At 61.5% G+C, this 18,883-nt stretch carries 18 protein-coding genes; 9 read left to right on the top strand and 9 right to left on the bottom strand.

Going from position 1 to position 18,883, the window contains the following annotated elements; all coding sequences use genetic code 11:
* Positions 1-55: 55 nt before the first annotated feature.
* The 3 genes from MA07_RS00500 (at position 56) to MA07_RS00490 (ending at position 1,531) form a co-directional block, all read left to right on the top strand.
* Complete coding sequence (locus MA07_RS00500) at positions 56-628, top strand: L,D-transpeptidase (protein ID WP_036345553.1); 573 nt, start codon at positions 56-58, stop codon at positions 626-628.
* Between the two features lie 218 nt (positions 629-846).
* The gene (locus tag MA07_RS00495) at positions 847-1,203 is read left to right on the top strand and encodes a lysozyme inhibitor LprI family protein (protein WP_052002653.1); all 357 of its coding nucleotides are present in this window, start codon (positions 847-849) and stop codon (positions 1,201-1,203) included.
* 103 nt (positions 1,204-1,306) lie between these two features.
* On the top strand, positions 1,307-1,531 hold the full coding sequence (locus MA07_RS00490; RefSeq protein WP_036345550.1) for a hypothetical protein: 225 nt from the start codon (positions 1,307-1,309) through the stop codon (positions 1,529-1,531).
* A gap of 61 nt (positions 1,532-1,592) precedes the next feature.
* On the opposite strand, the gene MA07_RS00485 is transcribed toward MA07_RS00490, so the two are convergent.
* From MA07_RS00485 to MA07_RS00470, 3 genes are all read right to left on the bottom strand, one after another.
* Complete coding sequence (locus MA07_RS00485; protein ID WP_052002649.1) at positions 1,593-1,991, bottom strand: M15 family metallopeptidase; 399 nt, start codon at positions 1,989-1,991, stop codon at positions 1,593-1,595.
* Between the two features lie 365 nt (positions 1,992-2,356).
* On the bottom strand, positions 2,357-2,791 hold the full coding sequence (locus tag MA07_RS00475; protein WP_036345544.1) for a hypothetical protein: 435 nt from the start codon (positions 2,789-2,791) through the stop codon (positions 2,357-2,359).
* A 63-nt stretch (positions 2,792-2,854) separates the two neighbouring features.
* Positions 2,855-3,373: a hypothetical protein gene (locus MA07_RS00470; RefSeq protein ID WP_036345541.1), complete on the bottom strand. Its 519-nt coding sequence runs from the start codon at positions 3,371-3,373 to the stop codon at positions 2,855-2,857.
* A 173-nt stretch (positions 3,374-3,546) separates the two neighbouring features.
* On the opposite strand from MA07_RS00470, the gene MA07_RS00465 reads away from it, so the two are divergent.
* Together MA07_RS00465 and MA07_RS00460 are read left to right on the top strand one after the other, a co-directional pair.
* Entirely contained in the window at positions 3,547-4,305 is a 759-nt protein-coding gene (locus MA07_RS00465) for a hypothetical protein (protein WP_052002647.1), read from the top strand.
* Between the two features lie 176 nt (positions 4,306-4,481).
* Positions 4,482-5,717: an alpha/beta hydrolase gene (locus MA07_RS00460; RefSeq protein ID WP_036345538.1), complete on the top strand. Its 1,236-nt coding sequence runs from the start codon at positions 4,482-4,484 to the stop codon at positions 5,715-5,717.
* Positions 5,718-5,795: 78 nt separating this feature from the next.
* Here MA07_RS00460 and MA07_RS27360 read toward each other — a convergent pair whose 3' ends face one another.
* The 3 genes from MA07_RS27360 to repA all read right to left on the bottom strand — a co-directional run bounded on the left by MA07_RS27360 (position 5,796) and on the right by repA (position 9,863).
* Positions 5,796-6,836: a hypothetical protein gene (locus tag MA07_RS27360; protein ID WP_052002646.1), complete on the bottom strand. Its 1,041-nt coding sequence runs from the start codon at positions 6,834-6,836 to the stop codon at positions 5,796-5,798.
* Positions 6,837-7,527: 691 nt separating this feature from the next.
* Entirely contained in the window at positions 7,528-8,661 is a 1,134-nt protein-coding gene (gene repB, locus MA07_RS00450) for a plasmid partitioning protein RepB (RefSeq protein ID WP_081928684.1), read from the bottom strand.
* Complete coding sequence (gene repA, locus MA07_RS00445; protein WP_052002641.1) at positions 8,661-9,863, bottom strand: plasmid partitioning protein RepA; 1,203 nt, start codon at positions 9,861-9,863, stop codon at positions 8,661-8,663. The genes repB and repA overlap by 1 nt, the downstream gene beginning before the upstream one ends.
* 757 nt (positions 9,864-10,620) lie before the next feature.
* Here repA and accD point away from each other — a divergent pair.
* Together accD and MA07_RS00435 are read left to right on the top strand one after the other, a co-directional pair.
* Positions 10,621-11,574 (top strand): acetyl-CoA carboxylase, carboxyltransferase subunit beta, encoded by a 954-nt coding sequence (gene accD / locus MA07_RS00440; protein ID WP_052002640.1) that lies wholly within the window; start codon positions 10,621-10,623, stop codon positions 11,572-11,574.
* A 237-nt stretch (positions 11,575-11,811) separates the two neighbouring features.
* Positions 11,812-12,063 carry a hypothetical protein gene (locus MA07_RS00435; RefSeq protein WP_152568668.1) on the top strand — a complete coding sequence of 84 codons (252 nt, stop codon included), beginning with the start codon at positions 11,812-11,814 and terminating at the stop codon, positions 12,061-12,063.
* 296 nt (positions 12,064-12,359) lie between these two features.
* Here the strand turns inward: MA07_RS00435 and MA07_RS00430 are convergent, their stop codons facing one another.
* The 3 genes from MA07_RS00430 to MA07_RS00420 form a co-directional block, all read right to left on the bottom strand.
* Positions 12,360-13,268, bottom strand: coding sequence for a recombinase family protein (locus MA07_RS00430; protein WP_036345531.1), 909 nt, complete (start codon positions 13,266-13,268; stop codon positions 12,360-12,362).
* A 399-nt stretch (positions 13,269-13,667) separates the two neighbouring features.
* Positions 13,668-14,183 carry a GAF domain-containing protein gene (locus MA07_RS00425; RefSeq protein WP_052002638.1) on the bottom strand — a complete coding sequence of 172 codons (516 nt, stop codon included), beginning with the start codon at positions 14,181-14,183 and terminating at the stop codon, positions 13,668-13,670.
* Between the two features lie 97 nt (positions 14,184-14,280).
* Complete coding sequence (locus MA07_RS00420; RefSeq protein ID WP_036345529.1) at positions 14,281-14,739, bottom strand: cupin domain-containing protein; 459 nt, start codon at positions 14,737-14,739, stop codon at positions 14,281-14,283.
* 198 nt (positions 14,740-14,937) lie between these two features.
* On the opposite strand from MA07_RS00420, the gene MA07_RS00415 reads away from it, so the two are divergent.
* Both MA07_RS00415 and MA07_RS00410 read left to right on the top strand, forming a co-directional pair.
* Positions 14,938-15,744, top strand: a complete 807-nt coding sequence (locus MA07_RS00415) for a class I SAM-dependent methyltransferase (protein WP_036345527.1) — start codon at positions 14,938-14,940, stop codon at positions 15,742-15,744.
* Between the two features lie 635 nt (positions 15,745-16,379).
* On the top strand, positions 16,380-18,851 hold the full coding sequence (locus MA07_RS00410) for a CHASE domain-containing protein (RefSeq protein ID WP_052002634.1): 2,472 nt from the start codon (positions 16,380-16,382) through the stop codon (positions 18,849-18,851).
* Positions 18,852-18,883: the final 32 nt, after the last annotated feature.

The raw sequence follows: 18,883 nt of genomic DNA, 5'->3' as shown, positions 1-18,883 counted from the left end.
AGTCATCCTTGTGCAGTGCTCTAACGCGGACCGGAGCAACACTGGAGGCTGATCGATGCGTAGAGCCATCTCATCCATGATTGCACTGCTCGGCGGCATCGTCCTTGCTGGTCCTGCGGGTGCTGAGGTGTCGATCGTGGTCGATAAGACAACCCAGCACATGACCGTGTCTGTTGATGGGCAGCAGCGCTATTCCTGGCCGGTGTCAACGGGCACGGCCGAGTACTCCACGCCAATCGGCACCTTCACGCCCTCACGGATGGCTAGGGTGCATTACTCACGGGAATGGGGCAACGCACCCATGCCGTACTCGATCTTCTTCACCGATGCAGGCCATGCCATTCACGGCAGCCGGGCCACGAACCACCTCGGGAGCCCTGCCTCGCATGGCTGCGTGCGGCTGGCGCCCCGGCACGCGAGCATCTTGTTTGATCTCGTCAGGGTGGAAGGGCCTGGGAACACGCGGGTCGAGATCACCGGGATGGATCCGATCGGCACCGGGCTGGCGGGCGTGAATGGTGCAGGAGGTGATTACAGCCGCCTAACCAGCTTCGACCCGCTGTCCGTCGGGATCATGGCTGGTGGAACTGCGCGTCGCTCTCGATCCGAGATCAGCAGAAGCCCTTGAGGCGCCGGATCGCGCTGCACCAACAGGGCGGCTGTGCCGAGCAAAGCCCACGCCAAGTCAGCAAACCCCTGTTCAGCGAGCTCCGGCCGAGGATCGTCTCGGGCATGACTCAACCTCCTCACCCTCTGTTAACCCTGCTTCACAACAGCTCCCGATGACCGGGAGCCTCGGTCGGCTGGAGCGGTTTGCTCGTCAGTCAGGTTTTCGAGGGGGATCCCATGGTCAGGAACGCTTTTTGCCTCACAGGTCTTGTTGCCCTGTTGACGACTGCGGCCTGGCAGCCCGCCGGGGCGGCCAGTTTCGACTGCGCCAAAGCCGAGGCTGCTGACGAGAAGGCCATTTGTGCCGATCGGCAGCTGAACGACCAGGATGTCGAAATGGCAGTCCTCTACACCCAGCTCAAGCCATTGCTTGGGATGGGCGCCCGAGGCGACATGGAGGACGAGCAGGCGGCCTGGCTCAAGCGCCGTGCGGCCTGTGGCGCCGACCGGGCCTGCTTGAGCAAAGCCTATCAGGAGCGCATCCAGCAGCTGAGAGGCGGTTTTGAGGCTCTCACCAAGGGTGCTCCTTCCTGACGGCGGCTATTGATCAATGTCCGAGCAGGACCATGCTCATCACCGTCCCGTCACACTCGGTTGGCACGATCCTCTTCGCTTCTTAGGGACAGGGAGATCCCCGATGACCACGCCGCGATTTACGGAGGAGGAGATCACGGCACGCGCCCGGCAACTGGCCGATGAGCAGGGACCCGGCTGGGAGGCGATCACGGCCGAGGAGCAGGTTGGCAATGACACCGCCGAGCTTCGCTACTGGCGGGAGTTGGCTCTCAAAGAGCTTGAGGCCGAAGAGCCGACGGTTCTGGAGGTCGAGGCCAGTGTGCCCAAGACAGTGGGGCTCGACTAGCTTTGTCGAGTTGGCCCAGCCGACGGGCACTCAAGGGGTGGCCGCCAGACACCCGCTTCGATCAGGGTGACACGAGCTCGAAGTGCGAGCGGTCCCTGTTCTTGAAGCCATGGAAGTGGCCTCCCCAGCGAATCGCTACAGAACTCGCCATGGCGGCCCTCTTCATTGCGGCTGCGATCCGGTTCTGAGCTTCCGGATCGAAATGGACGTGCCCTTCGTGGTCGAGCGGCCACAAGTCCACCGCCCGGCCTGAGCGGTGCGGGCTATCCAGCGCCTTAGACCAGCCCCAGGCAACCGCCTGACGCTGCAGCCTGCCGTCCCGCCGACCCGAGCCGATCACGAAGCGCAGGCCGGGATTGTCGGCTTGAGCCTTCCGCACGACCTTGGCGAGCGCCGGATCAAGGGCCTTGAGGTTGGCCGCATGGTTTTGCACCGGGTCCGGGTTCCACGTGCGGAACATCGCAAGTTGATCCCGCCCGAGCTCATCCTTGACAGGGATTCTGCCATAGACGCCGCCTTGGCCATGTTGCGGGTGCTCGGGAGCACCCAGCGATGTCTGTGGGCCCGCGGCAGTTTCGGCGTGAACACCAGCATGCAGACAGCCCCCGAAGAGTGCGATGCCGAGCATCCAGAGGCGGAGAGAGCGTACACTTAGAGGCATGGTGGCTTGAACGATTGAAAGCCGATGGTGTCAGAGGAAGACGTAACTGTCCAGTTTCTGCACTCGGGTGACGGTGTGCGGGATCTGAGGACAGTCAGGAGGAAGATCTGCAGGTTTCTATGCCGCTGCTCGCCAGCGGTCCTGTGCCCTCTCCTTTAAGATCCCTACTCCACCTCATCCAGCACCTTGCGGACAGCTGCCAGCGAGAGGCCGAAGCGCTTGGCGACTTGGGTGGGGGCTACTCCGGCCAGAAGAGCGGCCCGAACTGCCTTGCGCTGCCCCTCCTGCAACGGAGATGAGGTCCTGCCGGATCTCGAGAGCTTGGTCTGCTTTGCGGGTCTTGGAGCAAGCCGATGCAGGGACGCTCTGGCCTGTTGCGCCACTGCCTCCAGATCCGGGTGGTTGCCCCTGCCCTTCTCCATTCGGCGCTGCACTTCCGCGACAAGATGGACAAGCTGCTGGGCCAGTTGAGCGTCGGACAGGCTGGCCGGCCTTGGCGGCTTGGCTGGAACAGGAGCCGGCTCCGACGAGGGCGTGGGAATGGTGAGCGTGACCTCGAACAGGTCAGGCGCGCGCGGTGAAGAACCCTTGTGCGGCATAGAGCATATGTGGGCATCAGGCAGGGCTTTCCCAAGGTTCAGGAACTCGCCCGGCTACCGCTTCTAGCGCGATCCCTGTTCCTGGAGCGAGATCCCCGCCGGCACCTTCAGCGTCCCCTCCTCTCCCTCCAGATCGATGAAGCGGCTGCTCCTCGGGATGACAAGCCCTTCCCCGATCTTCGGCAGCTTGGACAAGGCCATGCACACTACAGCAGACCTGCCTCCTGGCGAGGTTTCGGTGCCGGTGAGCCGCGCCGCAGTCTGTCCCGGTCCTTGGAGGCGCCCCTCAATCCCCAGGCTCTGATCCGGGAACGCCCAGGTGAAGCGCTGGCCTGTCTGTTTCCACCGGCCCGGCCACTCCCCTGGCTTGGTGCGGGAGGCATCGAAGATGTAGGGGCTCACCTCGTCGTTCTCCAGTTCGCCGCCTCCGACGCCACCACCGGGGTAGAAGGTGATCACAAACTGGGACCGATCAGAGGCGCGGGTGCATTGCCAGATTGAGCCGGCAAGGCTCAGGCCGTCGGCTGTGGCTGGTGGTGATGCCAGAGCAATCCCCATCGCGGCAAGCAGGAGGCGTCTCATGGTGTTGTCTCCGATCAGGGAAGGAGCCGCACCGTAAGACGCAGTTTCTTACCAAACTTTGTCTGCCTGTCTCCGCCCGTTAATGTGAGGCCCCCCTCCTCAAGGCAACGGGATTGACCCGCCTTGGAGAATGCACTGGGATTAGCGCCTCCAAGGCGCTCGCGGACCCTGCTATGAATCCGGTGCTCATCAGCCTTTTCACGTTCCTGGCCGTGGCCTGCGGCGCCCTGATCGGGTTCGGGCTGGCCCGCAGACTTCCTGAGACCCACCTCAGCAGCGATGTGCGGACGGCCGTGTCGGTTGCAATGGCCATCGTCGGAACCCTGACCGCGCTCGTGATCGGCCTCATGATCAGCACAGCCAGCACGGCCTTCAGCGCTAGGGAGAATGCGGTCGAGACGCTGGCCATGGACATTGTCAAGCTTGATAGGGTGCTGCGACGGTACGGTCCGGACACGGGCGGCACCCGCGACCTCGTGCGCCGGTATGCGGCCATGAAGGCCGACGAGCTGTCGCGCCGTGGTGAGGATGCCACACCATCGGAAGCCGCACTGGCGATGCTCGAGGCCATCGATGACCAGGTGACGCAATTGCAGCCCACGGACGACCGTGGACGCCGGATCAGGGCGCAGGCAACCCAGTTGCTCGAAGCCATCGCGGGGGCGCGCTGGCTGCTTGCTGAGAAGGCCGTCATCACGATCCCGCCGCCCTTTCTGATCCTGGTGATCCTCTGGCTGTCGCTTCTCTTTGCCAGCTTTGGGTTGTTCGCGCCACGCAACGCGACAGTGGTGGTCTTCCACATCCTCGGTGCGGCTGCCATCTCCGGAGGGATCCTGATGATCCTCGAACTCGGCACACCGACGCAGGGACTGGTCCGCGTGCCGATTGCTCACTTGGTGACTGCGGCCGAGCAGCTCAAAGCAGCTAAGTAAGCGATAGTGCACCATCGCTCTCGTAACCGGATATCGGACGATGACTTGGGATCAACACGCATCAGTACCACTCGGCCCTTACTGAGCGCTGATCATAAGGCGGCAGCCCTTGCCCGCACTGGATATGGGCCGTACAGAACAATGACCGCTAGAACGACAGTAGGAAGCGACGGACCATGGCACTCCAAGATCACCGTCGCGTCCGATTGCTGATCGTGGTCGCACTTCTTCTCGGCCTGAACGCATGTGCAAGTCTGCGGGGCACCCTCGTGCCTGTGGCGGAGAGCGTGCCGGGCACCACCAAGGTGGACATGCTGGTCGCCACCACCCGCATGCCGTCGAGCGATCCCGAGGAGTTCTTCTCTGGCAACCGCGGCCCCGCGCTGTCCTTCGCCGAGTTCACGGTGTCGATCCCGCCCGAGGCCAACCGCAAGCAAGGCGAGGTGCAGTGGCCGCGCAGCGTACCCGGTAACCCCGCCACCGACTTCGTCACGCTCAAGGCCGACATCATCGACAGGACGCAGGCCGCGGCCTGGTTCCGACGGACTGTCCGGCAGGTGCCCCAGCGGCGTGTCCTGGTGTTCATCCATGGCTTCAACAACCGCTTTGACGACGCGATCTTCCGCTTTGCCCAGATCGTGCACGACGCGGGAACACCCGTGGTCCCGGTGCTCTTCACCTGGCCCTCGCGCGGCAGTGTGCTGGCCTACGGCTACGACCGTGAGAGCAACACCTATTCCCGCAATGCGCTTGAGACCACATTGCGGACGTTGGCCAGCGATCCCTCCGTCGGCGAGATCTCGATCCTCGCGCACTCCATGGGCAACTGGGTCACCTTGGAAGCCCTGCGCCAGATGGCGATCCGGGACCGGCGTGTTGCCCCGAAGATCCGGAATGTGCTGCTCGCGGCACCTGACGTGGATGTCGACCTGTTCCGCGAGGCGATCATGGACATGGGCAAGGGGCGCCCCGGCTTCACCCTCTTCGTGTCGCAGGATGACCGGGCATTGGCCGTCTCGCGCCGCCTCTGGGGCGATGCCGTGCGGCTTGGGGCGATCGATCCCGAGCAGGAGCCGTACCGGAGCGAGATGGAGCAGGCCGGGATTACCGTGCTCAATCTGTCGAAGCTCCGTTCCGGCGATCCCCTGAACCACAGCAAGTACGCGGAGAGCCCTGAGGTCGTGCGCATCATCGGGCGGGAACTCGCCGAGGGGCAGACGTTGACCGACTCCCGTGTTGGTGTCGGCGACCGGATCATTCAGGTGACGACGGGTGCGGCGGCGGCTATCGGGACGGCCGCGGGGTTGGCCGTGTCCGCACCCGTCGCTGTCATCGACCCACGCACGCGGCAGAACTTCCAGGGCCACGTGGAGAACTTCGGGCAGGCCGTCAGCGGTGCCGTGTCCCCCTGAGGCTACTGCGCCAAACGTGCGCTTGTTGCCCAAAGAGGGGCGGCGGTGTTTTTGGGCGATACCCAAAGTGTGATTCCCTCATTGCCAGAACGGCATCCTGACTTTCCGGTCAGTGGGGAACTTGGCGTTCATCAGCGGCTCCGCATGCGTGAATAGCAGCCGTCTCCGGAACGCCGGGGGTGTCTCGACGATCTGGATGTCGCGCGCCAATGGCTCGTCTGGCCAGAACGACGGTGTCTGCCCGCCCATGAAGGCCGCCTCCTGGGTCCACGGTGGCGCCTCGTGATCCCAGCGCTGGGCCAAGTGCTCGCCGATCGCTCCAAGCCACGCATCGTTCTTTGGATCTCCGGTTGGGACGGGCACCAGATCAAGCATGGCCTGCTGGGCCGCCTTGTCCTTCTCCAGATAGAAGGCCTCGCCGAACTCGCCCAAGGCCCGCCCAAAACAATCGCCCTCCTCCCTCGCCAACGCAGCGACTTCCGCCAAGGACTTCGGCTTCGACTTCAGCACCACTCCGCAGCCGAAGCGATCTAGCGCAAACTCAAACTGGGACAGCCTTTTCTCAATGGTGCGAGCAAGGTCGCCGTCCTCCTTTGCTTTCTTCTCGAGGTAAGGTGCAACAAGGCCCTTCAGCCGCCTTGCGCTCTTGATGCCGGCTTGAGCCGCAATGCGGATGGCCGGTTCAAGGTCGTCATAGCCGATGTCATCCCTCGGGCGGAGCGAGGCCAGGAAGGTCATCGGGACCAGCAAACTGGCCGGCGCTGAGAGTACACGCAGTCCGGGGCGCTCCCACGACGGGTACATTCCGGTTGGGAACCCAGCCGGCGCGGATGGTCCATGACCGAACACGGCCGGCAGGACATCCTCCACCCAATCATTGGGAAGCCCGATGCTTCGGCCAGCGCCCACCACCGCTTGCCAGACAATCCCGTGCCGGCCCTCGAGAGTGATGTCAGCCTCGATGCAGGTGCCGTCATCGGACCAGCTATAGCGCACAAGGATTGCGGTTCGCCCATGGATCATGATCTCGCCGATAACCCGGTGAGCGCGAAGCTCTTCCCCGGCAAGATCAAGTGCCTTGCGAACGAGAGCCAGGTAAATGTGAGCGGAAGCTGTCATCGCCGAGGTCCCAGTGGGGACGTGCCCGACAGGAAGGTAGAGCGCAGCGCCCCGCAGGCGATGCTTGGGAACTGCAATGCCTTCGTCGGCTCACGTGTGAATCCCTGCCGCTCCCATACGATCAGGTCAGAACATGCCGATGCTACGCTTTAGCGCAGAAGCTAAGCTATTGAGCTAGAAAGGCGATAGTGGAGCAATAGGAGATAAAGCGCATATAGATACGGTCTGACGGGTGATTACGCGCTGTTTCGCTGGATCGCATCGCGAGCTGCTTCATCGGGGATCTGATTGCAGACACCTATGCCCGCCTTCCATCCTGAGCCAATGCGCTAAAGCCATTGTTTCCAAAGCATTTTCGGCGGTTCCCGGGAAGCCCTTCCCTCCCCTGCTGGTTAACAAACCGACTTGAGAAACGTTTGCAAACGATGAGTTTAAAGCGTGTCGATCAATGTACAGACTATCGTTCGTGGATAGCCGTTCTTATAAGCTCGTACCCCCTCCCCGCCTCTGTTGGCATTTGACGCGGTTGGACCATCGTGCATGGGACAATGGCTGATCCCATCGACAATAGAAAGTTGCTCAATTCATTGCAGCAACTGCCGTATAGGCGCTGGTTTTTTGATGGAGCATCGCTTCAATCTCGCTCTGAGCGAGGACCGAAGCGATGCTGAATCGAAGTAGTGAAGAACCCTCACTCTTTGTCTGCGGCCTGAAACTCGTTGTAGAGTTGCTCCAGACGGCTGAGGAGAAACTTCCCAAAACGTGGCGAGAGCTTCCGATCAATGATGAGCGAGAACTTCTCGTCGGTTTCGGTGTACTTGGCCAAACGGGCGCCGTCGGGAGCAGTCCAGAGTTCAGGCCGAGCGATCTCGGCTTTGGTTGTAAGCGCCTTGTAGGCTGCCTCAAACTTTGCGTCGCTATCCCGGCCCGAATTTGCAGCCCGCTCGATCGCGTGCCGGGCTTTGTCGATATTACCCTTCGTTATCAATGCAGAGAAGTCTTCCCACTTCCGTCTTCCAATGCCTGGTGCTGGCCCGATGGCATTGATGATTTCCATCGGAATGCTAGATGCAAATTTGACCATCTGTGAAACTCTAGGACGGTCGACGCAAAGAGCCTGCATGATGACATCGCGACGGAAGCCGCGCTCTTCCAGTTGCAGCGCAAAGCGAGCTTTCTCGATGAAGCTCAGGTTTGTCCGGGCGTTGTTCTCTTGGCCCTGTGCGACAACCAACTGCTCGTCGGTGAGTTCGCGGACAACAGCTCGGACCTTGATGCCGAGTTCGGTTGCCGCTCTCAGACGCCTGTGCCCATAGGCAACTTGGTAGCGCCCCTGCTCTGCCGGATGGGGGCGAACCAGAATGGGTACGAGCTGTCCGTCTGCCCTAATCGCCTGGACAAGCTCCCTGTGGGCCTCTTCCGAGGGAGCCATGCGATCAGGAACGAACGACGCATCGATCATAAAAGGATCAAGGTCGACCACGGCATGTCCTGACCGCAGTTGCTCCTCAAGTTCGTCAACACGGTTAACTGCGTTGAGCGTATCTGCCATGACCCTCTGTTGGGAGGTCATAACCGGAGCAACATGTCGAGCGAGCGTCGGAACTTCACTGCTTGGCGAGGCGCTCTGCTCGCTGCCGGTGACGGAGCTCTTAGCGTGGGGCCGATTGGCGAACGGACGGTTCGGCCGCACAGCAATCGGCGTATCGTTGGTCCCGTTTAGCGCCCCTGCAAGGGCTGCTTGTTGGTCCGCTACTGGATTGGGTGCAGAGGCGGACGTTGTTCCAAGGTCTTTAGGTGCAGGATTCAGTACATTGCGGGCCATTATTGCCTCCCCCAGGCGCGACGGATGTTGGCTTCAATTTCACCATTCACGAGATCAAGCGACTCGAGCGCCCGGTCGTAAGTGCTCTTGGTGAACTTGGTTCGATCCACTTCGTAGAGGGTTTGCTTCGTGAGGCCCGAGTCCGCGATCGCAGTGCTTTTCAGAACTGGGTTTTGCAGAACACGATGCTCGAAGAGCGAACGCATCCAGGTGACCATTTGGTTTTGGGGGCCGTCATTGGGCTCGTGTCGCGTAATAAGGTAACGAAGCCAATCATAGTCTGGACGTCTATTCCCAAACAGGTTTACGGTGTCGCCAACCATCTTCAGAAACTGAGCCATCGACAGTACATCAAGCATTTGGGGATGCACGGTTACGAGGAGCGACGTTGCAGCGGATAGTGCTGCCATTGTGAGATACCCAAGGTTGGGCGGGCAATCCATCACGACAACGTCGTACTCAGCCTCCACAGGCTGTAATGCCTCTGTGATGCGAAGGAAGAATGTTCGAACTTCCTTGGCGACCGGGGTCGTTGTCTCGAACTCCATTAGTTCCAGATTGCCAGGGATGAAGTGTAGACCCGGAAGATAGGTCGCGCGAATGATTTCCTCGATGGAAGTACGCTGGCTGTCATAGCGCAGCGCTCCATAGAGGGTCTCGTTTGGTAAGACGTCCAGTTCCGGCTGTTGGCCGAACAAGGTTGAGAGGCTTGCCTGCGGGTCGAGGTCGATTGCCAGAACGCGGTAGCCTCTTAAGGCCAGATACTGAGATAGATGCGCAGCAGTCGTGGTTTTCGCGCTGCCGCCTTTGAAGTTGATGACCGAGATAACCTGCAGTTTCTCGCCGGCCCCGCGATGTGGGATATAGCGCCGGTTGGACTGGTTGCTGTCTAGGAATTCACGAACCGCATTGATCTCTTCAACCGAGAATGTGCGCTTCCCGTTCGGTTGGACCTCAGGAAGGGGCGCCTTCCCGTCGACGGCCAGTTGACGAAGATAGCCTTCGTGGATTCCCAAGAAGTTAGCTGCTTCGGCGGAGGAAAACCGACGGATCGCCTTCTGGGCCACGGGCGGGAAAATGCGCTGCGTGTGCTTCTGGAGCTCGGTCGCTAGCAGTTCGGCATCTAGGGAGATCTGCGCCCGGTTGTTTTCTTCGATGGGCGCGACCACTGGATCGAGAGTAGATTGCTCGAGTGCTGACATTGAGGGCTCCTAGCATTGCAGCTCGGAATTAACCGAGATCAGCAAATTTTGCGCTGATCGCTAGTTCGCCTGCACTCCGTTAACGGTGAGTTAAAGAGATCGCCCGAAACCGAAAAAGACGCGCGAATTTTTCAGAATTCTTCATTTTTGCGCTGCATCTAAAGTACTCCCCTTCCCTGCCGCCGTGTGGCTTGAGTGCATTGCCCGCGGGCAATGGGTCGGGTTTGCCGTGCCGAGTTCGTTGGAGCGGTTTGAAAGTGGTCGCTTGCGGACAACAACTGCTCAGAGGCGACTGGTGGGTTGGCATGGTTAATGAGGTATTGCCCTACCCTTCTCCGCATATTGGCGAGGTACATTGCCCGCGGGCAACAGGTCTGCGTCGGCTCTCTCAAACGGTTCTGGATCGTCCCTCCCCCACCCTTCGAAGCGCGTGATTGCCCGCGGGCAATGTACCCGCGAGGTGCTTCAGGGTGGCGACATCAGCGTCGGTCAGAACGGCTGCACAGCGATCAGCTGCCGCCATTGGGAGCACGGCCGCCAATGCGTCGAGTTGCTTTGCGCGCCTGATCTGAGATGCCGAGTTGGCCAAAGGTGCTTGCCCTACGTCAAGATTGTTCTTCTGGCCGGACTATGGTCGAGCCCCTCTGATTTGTGAGCTGTGACTGAGCAGCCAGAGAGGGGCCGACCAGTCCAGCGTCGCACTCCTGCTGCATTCCCGTGGTCTGTGCCGCGCCGGCAGATAGGGAAGGAACGCCGCATGAGCTGGATTACCGATGTCGCGCCAAAGATCAAAACCCTGTTCAAGCGGGATGCGCCTGACAGTGACAGCCTTTGGATCAAGTGCCCGGATTCCGGGCAGGTGGTGTTCCAAAAGGACGTTGAGGCCAACCAATGGGTGATCCCAGGCTCTGGCCACCACATGCGCCTGTCAGCGATCCAGCGCCTGACGCTGATCTTTGATGAGGGCCAGTGGACGGACGTACCAGTCCCGGACGGAGAATCCGATCTGCTGAAGTTCCGGGACACCAAGCGCTACACCGAGCGGCTGAAAGAGGCTCGGACGAAAACCGGGTTAGCGGACGCCATCAAAGTCGGCACGGGAACCGTGGAAGGCCTGCCGATGACTGTGGCTGCCCACGACCCCGACTTTATCGGCGGCTCGCTCGGGGTAGCGGCCGGGGAGGCATTCATCACGGGCGCCGAAACGGCGATCGAGCGAGGCACTCCCTATGTGGTGTTCACTGCCTCGGGTGGAGCCCGGATGCAGGAGGGCATCCTATCCCTTATGCAGATGGCGCGCACCACGGTTTTGATCCAGCGGCTGCGCGAGAGAAAGCTACCGTATATCGTCGTTCTCACCAATCCGACCACGGGCGGGGTGACGGCGTCTTATGCGATGCTGGGCGATGTCCATATGGCGGAGCCTGGAGCCCTGATTGGTTTTGCCGGTCCTCGGGTGATCGAGCAAACGATCCGCGAGCACTTGCCCGACGGGTTCCAGAGGGCCGAATTCCTGAAGGAACACGGCATGGTCGACATGGTGGTGCACCGCCATGACCTGCGCTCGACACTGGCGCGCCTGTGCCGCCTTCTTATGCGACTGCCTGCTCATGCGACTGGGAGGGCGTCCGATGCCCCGGCGGATGACGGGTCGGATCATCATGAGGCTGACCGACCGGCACCTTCCATTGAGCAGAGCAACCCTTTGTAGGGGAGGGGCCATTCTCTCGCGCAACCATCAGGACCGGCACCGTTTGGTTGAAGGACGAAGGCGTGGCAGCCACTATGGTTAACGAGAGGAAAACGGGCTGGAGGGGGAATGGCGCGAAACCCGGTTCGCGATGAGCGACAAGGGGACCTGTTCGGGGCACCTCCGCCACCTGCCAAACCGGTCCGCCGGACCTCCCCGGAGAGGCCGGTGTGTGAGGAGACCCGGGCGCCGGAGCCAGTGTCGTTGGGCACACTCGGCGCAAAGGCAACAAGGCCCGAAATCGATGAGTTCCTGGATGGCATGCCGGATCAGGAACTGGCCTATCTCGCCGTAGAGGCTACGCGGCTCGTGAAGCGCAGGCTCGCCCGAGGGCAGGGGAGGGGGCTCCGGCTAAAAGGCGCCGGCAGAGGCAAGTCGCCTCTTGATGATGCCCTCGTTCGGATTGGCGGCGAGCTGATGGAGTTTGAAGACCCGGGCGAGACGTGGTGAGCGAATGGGAGCAGGCAGCTTCCTTAAGCGGCATGGGTCGGCGAATAGGGCGATATTGGGAAGCCTCGCCGCCAACCTGTAGAAGTCCATGAGGGGCAGGGTAGGGCGCTCGAAGCTCTGGTGAAATGGCTCTGCCGGAAGTGCCGTCGGGGCTACGGAATCCGAGGCTTGTAGATCAATTTGACCTACCGGCGACCTGTCCACGACCTGCCGGCAGGTCATCATGATCTACCAAGAATGGCACAAGCTATCCAAGTGTCGCACTTGAAACGCAAAATCTGGTGACAGCATCGCGATCACTGGATGTCAGGGACTGCGAGGCCCACTTTGCGGGCCCGGTCGAGTTGGAATTTGACCGAGCTGGCCTTCCATTCTCTCCCGCCTCGTGGCGTCCGTTCTCGCATCCCTTCCAGCTGAGCGCCGATCTCACGCAGGGTGAGGTTCGGGTTAGAGATCGCAATGCCGGCGATCAGGGTCATGATGCGGTCGTCCGGCGGACGTCTTCCGGCTTTCCGTAACAACTCCGGCTCAGCCATCCGCTCGGCGACCAATCGCTTGACTGCCCTCCGGAGGCTTTGATCCGTCCACCGCTGGCCCCGTGCATTCAACACCTGCACGACATCGTGCCAGCTATGGTCCGGCCGCATCTGACGGACGACGGGAAGGAAGGAGTTGGCCGCTGTCAAAAGGTCGCCCAGGTAGACGCGATCGCGGGCGAGGGCGGTTTTGCGGATTGCCTCCGGCCGCCCCTCACGCAAACCGGGGTTCCCCGGTCTCTTCCCCTTGGCCACTGCCGCCTTCACGCCAGCCTTCGTGCGCTCCGAGATGAGTGATCGCTCCAGCTGAGCGACGGCGCCCAGGACCTGCAGAGAGAACATGCCTTGCGGGGTCGACGTGTCGATCGGGTCACGGAGGGATTTGAAGTGGGCACCTTTCTCCTCAAGCGTCTCGATCACTTCGAGCAGATGGCTGACCGACCGGGCCAAACGATCGAGCCGGACGACCACGAGGACCTCGCCCTTCGAGATCTCTCGGATGAGCCGGGAGAGAACTGGCCGAGTTCGGGAGGCGCCGGATCCGTGCTCCTGGTGGATGACCGCGCAGCCGGCAGCCTTGAGCTCATCGAGCTGAGCGTCTGTTGCCTGCTCCTCGGTCGAGACGCGGGCGTAACCAATCAGGCGCTGCCGAGTAGGGGAGGGAGCCATGTGTCAATTTCTGATGAGATTTCGGCTCTTTGTACATACTTTGCAATCACGAGGAAAGGATCGTTTGCAAACGTTTCTCAAGTCATTTCGTTAACCTACGGGGGAGGGCATGGCTTCCCCGCAGCCGTCAAAAGTGCTTTGAAAACAAAGGGTTTAGCGGTTCGAATGGCAACGAGAGACCTACATAGGTGCCCGCGACCAGACCTCGGATGAAGCAGCTCACGAGGCAGCCGAGCAGTATGGCGTTGATCCAACTACCAGACCGTAGCCATGCTCCCAATATCTTCCTCTAGTTTACTTACGTCCAATGACATCAAAAGCTTAGTCATTAGTCTAAGCGTGACAAGAGCATAAGACGCAAACTTTTATGCCAGTGGCACAAACATCCTGCATGACTGGTCAATGACGGCTTGCGGGCATCGTCCCCAGGGCTTTCAGTTCCTGTTCGGCGATCTCGGTGACGACGCGGTCCGCCATCTCCCTGAGTTCGGCCTTGTCACCTGGTGAAAACAGGCGTGGCCTCATCTCCAGAATGCACAGGGAACCCAGCCGGATGTCACGCAGGTAAACCAGCGGGGCTCCGGCATAGAACCTCAGATGAGGCTCTCCCAGCACCAGGGGATTGGTCCTGAACCGTTCATCGGCCAGCATGTCGGGAATGACGAAAACGTCGTCGCTCATGATCGTGTAGGTGCAGAACGCGGTGTCGCGCGGCAACTCTGAAACACTCAGTCCCTGCGCCGCCTTCACCCGGAGCCTCTGACGGTCGACCAGCGTGATGAGGGCGATCGGGACGCTGAAATGATCCCTGGCTTCGCGGCAGATCGCATCGAGCGCCGGATCGGAACCCGCCAAGGCCCCGGTTTCCTCAAGGATCCGGAGGCGCTCCTCCTCATGGTCGGCAAGGCTCGTCATGTGTGCCCCCTGCGAAAAGGGTGTCGGAGCGCCAGGGGCGGAGTCGGGACCCACGCGCATCCCGCGAGTGCGACGGGAATCCGTCGACCCAGTGTCCTCAGTGCTGCGGCACGAGGAATTCAATGCCGTTCTGACGGCCGATCTCCAGCAGACGCGGCACGTCCGGAGGTCCTGACGGCGGCGGCAGCTCTCTGGTCCCGGGCGGCATCGGCTGGCCGGCGTGCGAGAAGAACCCGATGTGGGCGGTGCCCGGCGCGTTAAGGATCAGTGCCCGGGCCGGAGTCTGCCCGATGTTGCGAAAGGTGTGCACCTCGCCCCGCGGGATCTTGACGAAGTCGCCGGCCGCGGCGATGCGACTTTCCCCACCGATGATGAACTCGAACCTGCCGTCCAGCACGTAGAACGCCTCGTCGTCAGCCGGATGCCGGTTCGGCGGTGGGCCAGCGCCTGGCCCAACCAGTCCCTCGACCAGACAGTAGCCGGCGGCGGGATCACGCACGAGGAAGCGCAGCAAGATGCCGGCGAGATAGTAGGTGTCGGTTTGTGGATCGGACATGGGCGCACCTCTCGTGCCGGACGCCCCACCAATCCCGACTCCATCGATTATAGAGGCCGCGTGACCCTTGGCCAACGTCCGTTGACATACCATGAGGTGGTATGTGCGAGAGTCGAAGGCGTAGGGGAATTGCGCCGGAACGTGGTAGAACAGGGCGTGCTGCTCCCTCGTCGGGGGCGCTGACCGTCGGAGCTGAGCATGTCCTCCAAGTTCCATGCAAGGAGTGCGGTCGCCTATGAACAGCTTATGGGCCGCTGGAGCCGGATCCTGGCGCGCCCGTTCCTGGAGTTCACCGGATTGGAACCCGGTGAGCGGGTGCTCGATGTCGGCTGCGGAACGGGCAGCTTGACCTTCACGCTTCCCTTGGTCGCGGATGTCGCCCACGTCAGCGCGATCGACTACTCCGAGGTTTACGTCGAGGCAGCGCGGGAACGGAACCCAGACCCTCGGATCACCATCGACAGGGCCGACGCATGCGCCTTGCCGTTTTCGGATGCTGCGTTCGACCGGGCCCTCGCGCTTCTCGTCCTGCACTTTATACCTGAAACCGAACAGGCGGTCAGGGAGATGTGCCGGGTTGTGCGGCCAGGCGGGGTCGTGGCCGCCGCTGTGTGGGACAGCTACGGCGGCATGCCGTACCAGCGTATGTTCTGGGACACGGCCGTGGCTCTCGACCCCTCCGCTGCGGCAGCAAGGGCCGAGAGCTATTTCAAGCCGATGACGAGGCCAGGTGAGATGCGGGGCCTCTGGACCAAGGTCGGGCTCGCCGATGTCGTGGAGACCGCTCTCACGATCCGCATGGATTATCAGAGCTTCGACGACTTCTGGGCCCCGTTAGCCGCTGGGGAAGGGCCGCTTGGAAAGTACGTGACTGCCCTAGACGAGGACAAGCGCGCGGCTTTTGAGCAAGCGTTACGCGCGGCATATGAGGCGACACAGCCGGATGGCCCGCGGTCGTTCGCGGCCGTAGCCTGGGCTTGTCGCGGGGTTGTTGCCGATGGGTAGCATGGAAGGGAGCGACAGTGATCCATGCCTCGTGCGCTCCGCAGAACGCCCCTGCGTCAGTTCCTGGTACACCTGCTGCTTGGGACTGATTTGGTCCTGAAACTGTTTCTCGATATTCGAGAAATCAGATGACAGATTGCTCGCGCAATACCACTCTTCCGGCAAAGCATGAACGTCTCGTTTTGGCACATCCCGGAAGTATGCAGAATGTCAGCTCACCAGGAGAACACCGGACATTCCGAGAACGCAAAGAATCTCGGTTCCTGACCCTGACTCGACATCAAATCTTCTCAAGGCGCGGTTTTGGTGGTTCAAGGTGCCGCTTATCTCAGCCAAAGCAGGCTAGTCCCCGCATGCTTTATCTGAATTGAGACGCCGCACTATGCATGGCGGATACCGTCTCTTATATCTGCGCGCGCTCTTCCAGTTTCTTTTAGCTTATGGCGAAGCGGAGCTTTTCCTGCTCACGCGCCACCCGCGAACACTTCGGACCCTCTATGCTCCAACAGCCACGCCGCTGGCGCATGCTCATTCCTTTTGCGACCTTGATCGGTGGGGTGGCAGCGTCGGTGCTAATTACCCTGTTCCTTTGGAGCATTGTTGACGCACGGGATCGGCTCAGCTTTGAGCGCAGGGTGGACCAGGCCCAGGCCGCGATCCGGGATCGTCTCGACACCTACATGACCTTGCTGCGAGCCGGTGTCGGCCTGTTCAACGCCAGCCATCTCAACGTGGATCGGCAGGCGTTCCAAGCGTTCGCAGCAGGATTGCGCCTGAAGAACGATTATCCGGGCATCCAGGGCATCGGATACACCGCACGTGTGCCAATTGCCAAAAGGGAAGCCTTTGTCTCAGCCCAGCGCCAGCAGGGGATGCCGGCCTTCAGGATCTGGCCTGATCACCCCCGCCCCGAGTTCCATAGCATCATCTACTTGGAGCCGCTGGATCGCCGAAATGAGGCAGCCATCGGCTATGACATGTTCTCTGAGCCTGTTCGCAGGGCCGCCATGGAGCAGGCCCGGGACACGGGGCAGCCAGCAGCCAGTGGCAGGGTTGAGCTTGTCCAGGAAATCGATGAGGCAAAGCAAGCCGGGTTCCTACTCTACGTACCGGTGTATCAGGGCGGCGGCACGCCGAACACCACCCCAGAACGACAAGAACTGCTGGCTGGGTTCGTCTACAGCGCCTTTCGGGTTGATGATCTTTTTGCGGCCATTTTCCAGGGCGGGCGCAATCCGGGCTTGGAACTACGGGTTCATGATGGCCCGCCCACTCCACAGAGCCTTCTGCATCGATCCGGTCTACGCCAAGCTGATAGTCAGGGCGAACGGGCTGCGCGTTACACTGAGACCCGCACGCTGGATGTTGCAGGCCGTCAGTGGACCGTTGCCTATCTGAGCAGCCAGCAGTTGGAGGTGAGCTCAACCCGATACCTCATCCCACTCTTCTTCGCCGGTGGCCTCCTCGCAACATTCCTGGTCTCCGGCGTGCTCTGGGCCCAGGTTAAGGCGCGCTCGGCTGCTGACCAAAAGAGCCGAGAAGCTCAGGCCCGGGCACAGGAGCTTGCGGTTTTGAACCGCACGGGTGCTGCAACCGCGGCTGAGCTTGAACTCGAACGTGTCGTTCAGATGGTCACAGACGCCGGCGTTGAGCTGACAGGTGCTCAGTTCGGAGCCTTCTTTTATAACGTCGTGGACGACAAGGGCGCGACATACACGCTCTATACCCTATCGGGCGTGGGGCGTGAGGCCTTCTCCCGGTTCCCTATGCCCCGTCCAACGGCCGTATTTCATCCAACCTTCAGCGGCGAAGGCATCATTCGGTCTGACGACATCCTTCAGGATCCTCGCTATGGACAAAACAAGCCATACACGGGAATGCCGGAGGGTCATCTGCCGGTGCGCAGTTATCTGGCTGTCCCGGTCACCTCACGCTCTGGCGAGGTGCTCGGAGGTTTGTTTTTCGGTCATGCCGAGCCGGGCCTGTTCAAACCGGAGCATGAAAGCCTGCTGGTCGGCATTGCAGGACATGCCGCCATTGCCATCGACAACGCTCGCCTGTTCCAGGACGCTCAGCGCGAGCTGGAGGAGCGGCGGCGCGCGGAAGAGGGATTGCGGGAAAGCGAGGAGCGGCTGCGGTTGGCGCTGAAGGCAGGCAAGCTAGGCATTTGGGAGCTGGATCTCGCTTCCCATCGCCGTTTGCTGTCATCCCGCTCAGCGGAGATCTTGGGGCTTCCGGCCGATGAACTCCTCGACCGGGAAGCATGGCAGGCGGCAATACATCCCGATGATCGGGAGCGGCTCAACAGCGCCTTCCAGGCAGCCTTGCACGGCAAGGCACCGTATCGGGCGGACTTCCGGATCCTGGCAAAGGACGGTGGCGTCCGCTGGGTCAGCTCCCAGGCGATCGTTCATCGCAATGAGAACAATGCACCGCAGCGGGTGGTCGGCATCCATCAGGACATCACGGATCGCAAGCGTTGGGAGGACCATCAGCAACTGCTGATCAACGAGCTGAACCACCGCGTGAAGAACACGCTCGCTACCGTCCAGTCCATCGTGGGGCAGACCCTGCGCAACGCGGGAACACTGGACGAGGCCAGGGTTGCGTTCGAGGCGCGCCTGTTCGCGCTTTCGCGTGCCCATGACGTGCTCACCCGCGAGAACTGGGAAGGGGCCAATCTACGCGAGATCGTGGCGGAAGCCGTCGCTCCCTACAGCAACGCCCGCGAGGATCGGCTGCACCTTGATGGCCCGGACGTGCGGCTTCCGCCCCGGATGGCGCTGGCCCTCGCGATGGCCTTGCAGGAGCTGGCTACCAACGCGGTGAAGTACGGCGCCCTCTCGAACGAGGCCGGCGAGGTGCGCATCCAATGGGCGCTCGACCGTACGAAGGTGCCGCCGTGCCTGCACCTGCGCTGGCAGGAGGGCGGAGGCCCTCCCGTAAAGGTGCCGACCCGGCGGGGTTTCGGCACACGCCTCATCGAGCGCAGTCTGGCGCTTGACCTCGACGGCGACGTTCAAATCGACTTCGCTCCGGGTGGGGTCGTCTGCACGGTCGACGCTCCGCTTTCGCCCGCCGACCCGCAACCGGCAGCGCCACCCTGACTAGGGGCTTTCCCGAACTGGATTTTTCGCTT

This window comes from Microvirga sp. BSC39 (assembly GCF_000739015.1).
Taxonomy (GTDB): Bacteria; Pseudomonadota; Alphaproteobacteria; order Rhizobiales; family Beijerinckiaceae; genus Microvirga.
The sequence above is the reverse complement of the archived record's forward strand: the minus strand, read 5'-3'. Positions and strand labels throughout refer to the sequence as shown.